Genomic DNA, 8,349 nt, shown 5'->3' with positions numbered 1-8,349 from the left:
GGGCTCGGCGTGCTGCGCGCGGCGCCCGCGGTCGGCGCGCTCTTGATGACCATGGTGCTGGCGCGTCACGCCATCTCCAGGCATGTGGGCCTGCGCATGTTCCAGGCCGTGATCGTGTTCGGCCTCGCCACGATCGTGTTCGCGCTGTCGTCCTGGATGTGGCTGTCGGTGCTCGCGCTCGCTGTCCTCGGTGCCGCCGATACGATCAGCGTCGTGATCCGCTTCTCGCTGGTGCAGCTCGCAACGCCCGACGAGATGCGCGGCCGGGTCGGCGCGGTCAACTTCCTCTTCATCAACGCCTCGAACCAGCTCGGCCAGTTCGAGAGCGGAGTGGCAGCCGCGCTGCTCGGTGCCATGCCGGCCGCCGTATTCGGCGGCGTTGCCACCGTCGCGGTGGCGCTGCTCTGGATGAAGCTGTTTCCCAGCCTGCGGAAGGTGGAAAGCTTGGAGTAGGGGAAGATCGCGTGTCCCGGACGCGGTGCGGCACGAAGTGACGCGCCGCAGCGCCGGGATCCAGAAGGCCAAGAACGAGATCGTGGAGGCATGGGCCCCGGCTCAGCAGCGCGTCATGGCATGCCGCGCTGCGTCCGGGGCACGAGAGCGACGACTAGCCCCGTCCGACGAACGGCATCTTGGTCGCCATCACCGTCATCGTCAGCACGTTGGCATCGAGTGGCAGGCCGGCCATGTAGGCGACGGCATCGCCGACCGCTTTGGCGTCCATGCGCGGTTCCTGCTTCGACGTGCCGTCGGGCTGCAGCACGCCGGGGCCGTTGACCATGCGATCGGTCATCGGGGTCGCGGCATTGCCGATGTCGACCTGGCCGACGGCGATGTCGTACATGCGGCCGTCGAGGTTGCTGGCCTTGGTCAGGCCCGTGATGGCGTGCTTGGTCGAGGTGTAGGCCGCCGAGAACGGCCGCGGCGCATGCGCCGAGATCGAACCGTTGTTGATGATGCGGCCGCCGCGCGGGCTCTGGTCCTTCATGATACGGAAGGCGTGCTGGGTGCACAGGAACGGGCCGGTGAGGTTGGTGTTCACCACCGCCTGCCACTGCTCGAGAGTGAGATCTTCGAAATTCACCGGAGGCGCGCCCATGCCGGCATTGTTGAACAGCACGTCGAGCCGGCCGTAGGTCGCCTTCACCTTGTCAAACAGCGCGGCGATCGAATCCGGCTTGGTCATGTCGGCGGTGACGCACAGGCTCTTGCCCGCGGGACCGAGCTTTGCGGTCTCCTCGAGCATGTCGAGCCGGCGCCCGACCAGCACCACGGTGAAGCCGGTGTTCATCAATGCCAGCGACGCCGCGCGCCCGACGCCGGTGCCGGCGCCGGTCACCACTGCGATTTTTTTTGCTTCACTCATCATTTCCTGCCTTTTCTTGCTGTCAGGTTTTCGGTTCTTTTTCGTTCTTGTAGGGCGGCCGCGGAATGTTCTGATGCGCGGCGCGCAGGGCCGCAGACCAGCGCGAGCGCAGATCGTGGAAATAGGGCTCGCCCGCTTCGATGCGGTGGTTGAGATCGGCCTCGCAGGCGTCCGCGCGTACCACCAGCACGTCGATCGGCAGGCCGACGCCGAGATTCGAGCGCATGGTCGAGTCCATCGAGATCAGACCGGTCTTCAGCGCCTCGTAGAGCTCAACGTCGTAATGCATGGCGCGGTCGAGCACCGGCTTGCCGTATTTGTGCTCGCCGATCTGCAAATAGGGCGTGTCGGTGGTGCACTCGATGAAGTTGCCGGCGGTGTAGATCATGAACAGTCGCATCCGGGAGCCCTTGATCTGGCCGCCGAACAAAAAGGAGACGTCGAAGGACACGTCCTCGGATCTCAGCGCCGGCCCTTCGGTCGCGTGCACCGCCCGGATTGCCCGGCCGATGCGCTGGGCGGCCTGGAACATGGTCGGCGCGTTCATCAGCGTCTCGATCTCACCCGTGTTGGGGTCTTCCAGGCCTTCGGTCAGCGTCGACAGTACCGACTGGCTGATGGCGAGGTTGCCAGCGCTGGCGATCGCCATGATGCGCTCGCCGGGCTTTGAGAAGATGTGAAGCTTGCGGAAGGTCGAGACGTTGTCGAGGCCGGCATTGGTGCGGGTATCGGCGATCATCACCAGACCGTCCCGAACCAGGATTCCACAACAATAGGTCATTTCCAGTCCCCGAACGCGTTTGCGCGGAATTACTAGCCAATTTCAAGGGCCGCTCCAACCCCCGATTCCCGGGGCGAGCCGTCATCCCAGGGCGCAACTGGCAGCTTCAGTCGGCGGCGTCTACGAGAAACGCCTCATCAACCGGCACGCCGAGCGCTGTGACCAGACGATTGGTCTCCGCGGCCATGCCGACGATGGCGAGCAGCTCGCCATATTCGGCCTCGGTCATGCCCTTGGCCCGTGCGGCGGCGGTGTGCGAATGGATGCAGTAGCTGCAGCCATGCGCGATCGAGACCGCGACATAGAGCATTTCCTTGACCTTGGGATCGAGCGCGCCTGGAGCCATCACCTCCTTGATGCTCTCCCAGGTTCGCCGCAGCGTCTTCGGATCATGCGCCAGCGCGCGCCAGAAATTGTTGACGAAATCCGATTTCCGCACTTTGCGGATATCGTCAAAGACGGCGCGCGCTTCAGTGGAGAGTTCATCGTCCGAAAGCAGCTTTACGGTTGCCATGGGGTACCTCGGGGGGACAGTCTGGTCCCGCGAGTGTAGCACGGCCTCTGCATTTGGACGGTTGCGCCTAGCTTTGCCACTGTGACTGCGATTGCCCGCCGCGGCCGGCCTGCTCGACCTTGACCGCCACAGTCAATGTCTCCGCGCCGCCGCCATAGCGGGTGCCGCGCACGGGAGCGGCGCCGAGATAGTCGAGCCCGATCGCGACGCGGACATGTGCGTCGGTGGCGCAGATGCTGTTGGCGGGGTCGAAGCCGATCCAGCCGAGATCGGGCACGTAGGCCTCCGCCCAGGCGTGGCCGGCATCCTGGTGCACCGTGCCGTCCGAGCGCAGGAAGTGGCCGGAGACGAAACGCGCTGGCACGCCGCCGCTGCGGGCGCAGGCGATGAAGATATGCGCATAGTCCTGGCACACGCCGCGCTTGAGCGCGAAGGCCTCGGCTGCCGAGGTGCCGCTGTTGGTCGGGTCCTCGTCGAAGGTCATGTGATCGCTGATCTCGGCCATCAACGTGTGCAGGAAGCCGAGCGTGTCGCTCTCGGCCTCGCTGCGCAACTGGCGCGCAACCGCCATCATCGCCGGATTGACGGTGGTGAGGTCGGTGGAGCGCAGGAACATGCCGGCCGGAAAGCGCTCGTCAGTGCCGCGCAGCACGCCGCCAGTGTCGTGGGTCTCGATCAGTCCTTCGGCGATGATCTTGATGTCGCCGACCGGCCCGCAGGACAGCACGTGGGTGACGTTGCCGAACGCGTCCTCATGCGTGTCGAGCTTGGTGTCCGTGGAGACGTCGATCTGCCATTCCGCCACATATTGCCCGTCATGGCTGCCGGGCGTCATGCGCAGAATCTGGATCACGCTCGTGGCCGGCGGCTCGTAGTGATAGGTCGTGGTGTGCTGGATTCGCAGGCGCATGGGGGACCGTTGTTCTTGCGTCGTCATTCCGGGTCGATGCGTCAGCATCGAACCCGGAATCTCGAGATTCCGGGTTCGCCTTCGGGCGCCCCGGAATGACGGCATTTATCAGATCAAATACTGCTTCGTGATGATTTCGCCCAGCCTGGAATTATCCGCGATGAATTCCTGAATGAATTCATGCACGCCATGCTGGAAAATGTCGTTCATATTGCTGTGTTCCAGCCGGTTGCGGATACCGCGGGCGTGGCGCTGGGCCGGCCCCTGCCGGCCATAGGCGACGCCGATCTGGTCGAGGTTCCGCGTGAGATTGTCATAGCAGCTCGCAAGCGAGCGCGGCAGGGTGCCGTTGAGGATCAACAGGTCCGCGACCAGCCACGGTTTGAGCGTCTCGCGATAGACCCAGTGATAGGCCGTCAGCGCCGACACCGAACGCAGGATCGAGCTCCACTGATAGAAGTCGAGCGGGCCACCGACATGCTCTTCCTCGGGCAGCAGCACGTGATACTTCACATCGAGGATGCGTGCAGTGTTGTCGGCGCGCTCCAGGTGCAGGCCGAGCCGCGAGAACCAATAGGCGTCGTTGCGTAGCATGGTCCGGTAGGCCGAGCCGTCGAAGCGGAGCGAGGTCTCCTGAACGAAGCGCAGGAATTTTGCCAAATCTTCGCGCGTCGACGTGCCCTTGCTCCAGACCTCCTGCACCTCGATCCAGGCCGAGTTGATGGTGTCCCACATCTCGCTGGTCAGCGCGGTGCGCACCGAGCGCGAGTTCAGCCGCGCCGCCTCGATGCAGTTCCTGATCGAGGACGGGTTGTCCGCCGAGAACGAGAGGTAGTCGACGACGTTGCGTTCGTTGGCTTCCTCATAGGTCTGATAGAAGCTTGAGGCGACGCCGGCGGTGAGCAGCGCCGAGTCCCATTCGTTGGTCTTGCCGATATAGGCGGCGGGAAGCGCGGTGACGCGCAACGTCGCATCGATGGTGCGCGCGAGATATTCGGCCCGTTCGACGTAGCGGGCGAGCCAGTAGAGGTTTTCGGCGGTACGCGACAGCATCTGTCTACTCGTCCAGGATCCAGGTGTCTTTGGTGCCGCCGCCCTGGCTGGAATTGACCACCAGGGAGCCTTCCTTGAGTGCGACGCGTGTCAGCCCGCCCGGCACGATGGTGGTGCCCTTGCTGCCGGTGAGCACGAAGGGCCGCAGATCGACATGGCGTGGCGCAAGGCCTGACGCCGTGCAGGTCGGGCAGGTCGACAGCGCCAGCGTCGGCTGCGCGATGAAGCCTTCGGGCTCGCGCTTGAGCTTCTCGCGAAATGCTTCGATCGTCGCTTTGGTCGCGGCGGGTCCGATCAGCATGCCGTAGCCGCCGGAGCCGTGAACTTCCTTGACGACGAGATCGCCGAGGTTGTCCAGCACGTAGGCTAGGTCTTTCGGCTCGCGGCAGCGCCAGGTCGGCACGTTCTTCAGGATCGGCTCCTCGCCGAGATAGAATTTCACGATGTCGGGCATGTAGGAGTAGATCGCCTTGTCGTCGGCAATCCCGGTGCCGACGGCGTTGGCGAGCGTGATGTTGCCGGCCGCATAGGCCGACATCAGCCCGGGCACGCCGAGCACGGAATCGGGACGGAAGGTGAGGGGATCGATGAAGTCGTCGTCGACGCGGCGATAGATCACGTCGACCCGCTTCAGCCCTTCCGTCGTCCGCATGAACACTTCGTTGTTCTTGACGATGAGGTCGCGGCCCTCGACCAGCTCGATACCGAGCTTATCGGCGAGGAAGGAGTGCTCGTAATAGGCCGAGTTGTAGACGCCGGGCGTGAGCAGGGCCACCGTCGGCTCGCCCGATGCGCTTTGCGGCGCGACGGAGCGGAGCGCCGAGAGCAGCTCGTCCGGATAGCGCTCGACCGGCGCCACCCTGTGGCGGGCGAACAGATCCGGAAACAGCCGCATCATGATCTCGCGGTTTTCCAGCATGTAGGACACGCCGGACGGCGTCCGCGCATTGTCCTCCAGCACGATGAAGTCGTTGGCATCGACCCGGACGATGTCGATGCCGGCGATGTGCACATAGACGTCGTGCGGCACCTGCTGGCCGTTCATCTCGGGGCGGAAGACTGGATTCTGGAAGATCAGATCGTCGGGTACGATCTCGGCACGGAGGATGTCGCGGCCGTGATAGATGTCGCGCAGGAACATGTTGAGCGCGCGCACGCGCTGCTTCAGGCCCTTCTCCAGGAGGGTCCATTCCTTGCCGGACATGATCCGCGGGATCACGTCGAAGGGGATCAGGCGTTCGGTGGATTCGGCCTCGCCATAAACAGCGAAGGTGATGCCGATGCGGCGGAACAGGAGCTCGGCCTCCTGGCGGCGATATTCGAGCGCCTCGGGAGGCGTCTCCTTGAGCCAGCGTGCCAGCTCCTCATAGGCGGGGCGAAGCTCCCCGCCGGGAATATTCATTTCATCAAACGCGACTGCCATAGATCCCGACTTGTCTCCGCAAGGCGTTGCGCCATTGGACAGGCCGCGCGGCCTTGGTGAAGACCGCAACGTCCTGTGGCCATGCGGCAAGAGTGCATGACTCCGAGGTGGTAGCAAGGGCCGGGCCAGCGCGATATGCATGGACTGACAGCATTTGGCGGGAATGGCCGCGAACATGCCTGAAAAAATGGCTGAGGACTGCTTATTTCGGCAGCAAAACCGCGTGACTTCAACGCGTTACCTCGGCAAAGTCGGCGCCACAGGTGAGGGACTTAAAGTTATGAGCGAGATCGTCACGGCGGGCATTCTGGTCATTGGGGACGAAATCCTGTCCGGCCGGACCAAGGACAAGAATATCGGCTTCATTGCCGAATACCTGACCAATATCGGCATCGACCTGAAGGAGGTCCGGGTCGTCTCCGACGACGAGGCCGACATCGTCGCGGCCTTGGATGCACTGCGGCATCGCTACACCTACGTCTTCACAACCGGCGGAATCGGGCCGACCCATGACGACATCACTGCCGACAGCGTGGCCAAGGCGTTCGGCGTCGGCATCGACCACCATCCGGAGGTCGTGGCCCGTTTCCGCGAGCGCTGGAGCGAGCAGGACCTCAACGAGGCCCGCCTGCGCATGGCCCGCATTCCCGACGGCGCCGAGCTGATCCAGAGCGCGACCATCCTCGCTCCCGGCTTCAAGATCGGCAATGTCATCGTGATGGCTGGCGTGCCCTCGATCATGCAGGCGATGATGGACATCGTCTCGCCCAAGCTGAAGTCGGGTGTGCGCATGCTCTCCGAATCGGTCCGCGCCAATGCGCGGGAGGGCGACATCGGCAGCCCCTTGCGGGCGATCGCCGCCGCTCATCCCGACACCATCATCGGCAGCTATCCCTTCATGGACGAAGAGCAGAAGCCCAATACCAATCTCGTGGTGCGCTCGCGCGATGCCGACAAGCTCGCATCCGCGATGGCGGCGGTGAAGGAAATGCTGGCAGGATTGAACATCACCCGCTAGCAGAGAAAACTGCCCGCGAGACCAATGGCAGGAGACGACGATGGCAGGTGAAGCACCGGAACTGAGCGCACAGGAGCGGGCGGGCAGGGCCTTTCCGGTCTCCTGGGACCAATTCCATAGGGATTGCCGGGCGCTAACCTGGCGGCTCAACGAGGTCGGTCCGTTCCACGCGGTGATCGCGATCACCCGCGGTGGCCTCGTGCCGGCGGCGATCGTGGCGCGCGAGCTCGGCGTGCGCGTGATCGACACGGTCTGCATCGCCAGCTACGACCACAACAAGCAGGGCGAGCTCCAGGTCCTCAAGGGCATTTCGGAAGCGGCCATGAAGCTCGGCGGCGGCACCGGCAAGGGGCTGTTGATCGTCGATGACCTCGTCGACACCGGCAAGACCGGCAAGCTGGTGCGCGAGATGCTGCCCGATGCGCATTTCGCCACCGTCTACGCCAAGCCGATGGGCCGCCCGCTGGTCGATACTTTCATCACGGAAGTCTCGCAGGACACCTGGATCTTCTTCCCCTGGGACACCGCGCTGTCCTATCACCCGCCGCTGCGAGATGGGGCGGCGTGATTGACGGCGATGGCGAGTGGCCAATGGCGAATAGTGAATCCTCCATTCGCAATTCGCTATTCGCTACTCGCCCCCTGCAAAACCGGGTCACGCCGACCGGCGACATCATCGCCACCCCGCACCGCGGCCTGTTCACCGGCAATCGCGGCATCATCCATGATCCCGCGACCAGGACGCTGCTGACAAAGCGCTGGTCGTCGCCGGCCTGGATTACGTGCCTGTGTGAATTTCGCGGCTGGCGGCGGCCGGTGATGGCGCGGCGGAGCTGGACCGAGCTGTTCTTCCTCGACGAGGCCACCGCCTTTGCCGCGGGCCATCGCCCCTGCTTCTTCTGCCGCCGCGACGATGCCAAGCGATTTCGCGCTGCGTGGGAAGCGGGGAATGGTGTGAGCAAAGCGAGTGCGAAGGCGATGGACGCCGTGTTGCATCAGGAGCGGCTCGATCGAGGCCGCAAGCGCCTTCACCCCCTGCCGGTGCCGCTCGCAGACTTGCCCGACGGCGCAATGGTGCAGCAGGGCGAAGAGAGCTTTTTGGTGACGCAGGGCAGAGCGCTCTTGTGGTCACCGGCGGGCTATCGCGCCGCCGAGCGTCAGCCTGGCGAAGCGGCGTTGCTGACGCCGCCCTCGACGCTGCGCACATTGAACGCCGGCTACCAACCCGTGCTGCATCCGACGGCGTTGCCATAGCGCAGCGCCGCCCTTGCCGTCACCCGAGCT

Annotated in this window: 9 protein-coding genes and 1 pseudogene; 4 read left to right on the top strand and 6 right to left on the bottom strand. The window is 64.3% G+C overall.

Annotated elements, in window-relative coordinates; translation table 11 throughout:
- Positions 1–453, top strand: a pseudogene (locus tag MOV74_RS24495) (MFS transporter); the annotation flags it as partial.
- Between the two features lie 154 nt (positions 454–607).
- On the opposite strand, the gene MOV74_RS24490 reads toward MOV74_RS24495, so the two are convergent.
- From MOV74_RS24490 to MOV74_RS24465, 6 genes are all read right to left on the bottom strand, one after another.
- Entirely contained in the window at positions 608–1,366 is a 759-nt protein-coding gene (locus MOV74_RS24490; RefSeq protein ID WP_246928378.1) for an SDR family oxidoreductase, read from the bottom strand.
- 22 nt (positions 1,367–1,388) lie between these two features.
- Positions 1,389–2,147, bottom strand: coding sequence for a proteasome-type protease (locus tag MOV74_RS24485; RefSeq protein ID WP_246928376.1), 759 nt, complete (start codon positions 2,145–2,147; stop codon positions 1,389–1,391).
- A 106-nt stretch (positions 2,148–2,253) separates the two neighbouring features.
- Entirely contained in the window at positions 2,254–2,661 is a 408-nt protein-coding gene (locus MOV74_RS24480; RefSeq protein WP_092259187.1) for a carboxymuconolactone decarboxylase family protein, read from the bottom strand.
- Between the two features lie 67 nt (positions 2,662–2,728).
- The gene (locus MOV74_RS24475; RefSeq protein ID WP_246928374.1) at positions 2,729–3,571 is read right to left on the bottom strand and encodes a transglutaminase family protein; all 843 of its coding nucleotides are present in this window, start codon (positions 3,569–3,571) and stop codon (positions 2,729–2,731) included.
- 108 nt (positions 3,572–3,679) lie between these two features.
- A complete protein-coding gene (locus MOV74_RS24470; RefSeq protein WP_246928372.1) occupies positions 3,680–4,624 on the bottom strand; it encodes an alpha-E domain-containing protein in 945 nt (314 codons plus the stop codon).
- A 4-nt stretch (positions 4,625–4,628) separates the two neighbouring features.
- On the bottom strand, positions 4,629–6,047 hold the full coding sequence (locus MOV74_RS24465; RefSeq protein WP_246928363.1) for a circularly permuted type 2 ATP-grasp protein: 1,419 nt from the start codon (positions 6,045–6,047) through the stop codon (positions 4,629–4,631).
- Between the two features lie 280 nt (positions 6,048–6,327).
- On the opposite strand from MOV74_RS24465, the gene MOV74_RS24460 reads away from it, so the two are divergent.
- From MOV74_RS24460 to MOV74_RS24450, 3 genes are read left to right on the top strand one after another with little or no spacing between them, the layout of a single operon-like run.
- A complete protein-coding gene (locus MOV74_RS24460) occupies positions 6,328–7,065 on the top strand; it encodes a molybdopterin-binding protein (protein WP_246928360.1) in 738 nt (245 codons plus the stop codon).
- Between the two features lie 40 nt (positions 7,066–7,105).
- Positions 7,106–7,633 (top strand): xanthine phosphoribosyltransferase, encoded by a 528-nt coding sequence (gpt, locus tag MOV74_RS24455; RefSeq protein WP_212081434.1) that lies wholly within the window; start codon positions 7,106–7,108, stop codon positions 7,631–7,633.
- A 23-nt stretch (positions 7,634–7,656) separates the two neighbouring features.
- Positions 7,657–8,319 (top strand): hypothetical protein, encoded by a 663-nt coding sequence (locus MOV74_RS24450; RefSeq protein ID WP_246928358.1) that lies wholly within the window; start codon positions 7,657–7,659, stop codon positions 8,317–8,319.
- Positions 8,320–8,349 lie beyond the last annotated feature (30 nt).

Origin of the sequence: Bradyrhizobium sp. SHOUNA76 (assembly GCF_023006445.1) — a bacterium.
In the GTDB taxonomy this organism is placed as follows: domain Bacteria; phylum Pseudomonadota; class Alphaproteobacteria; order Rhizobiales; family Xanthobacteraceae; genus Bradyrhizobium.
Note: the sequence above shows the minus strand (reverse complement) of the source record. Positions and strands in the feature narration are given on the sequence as shown.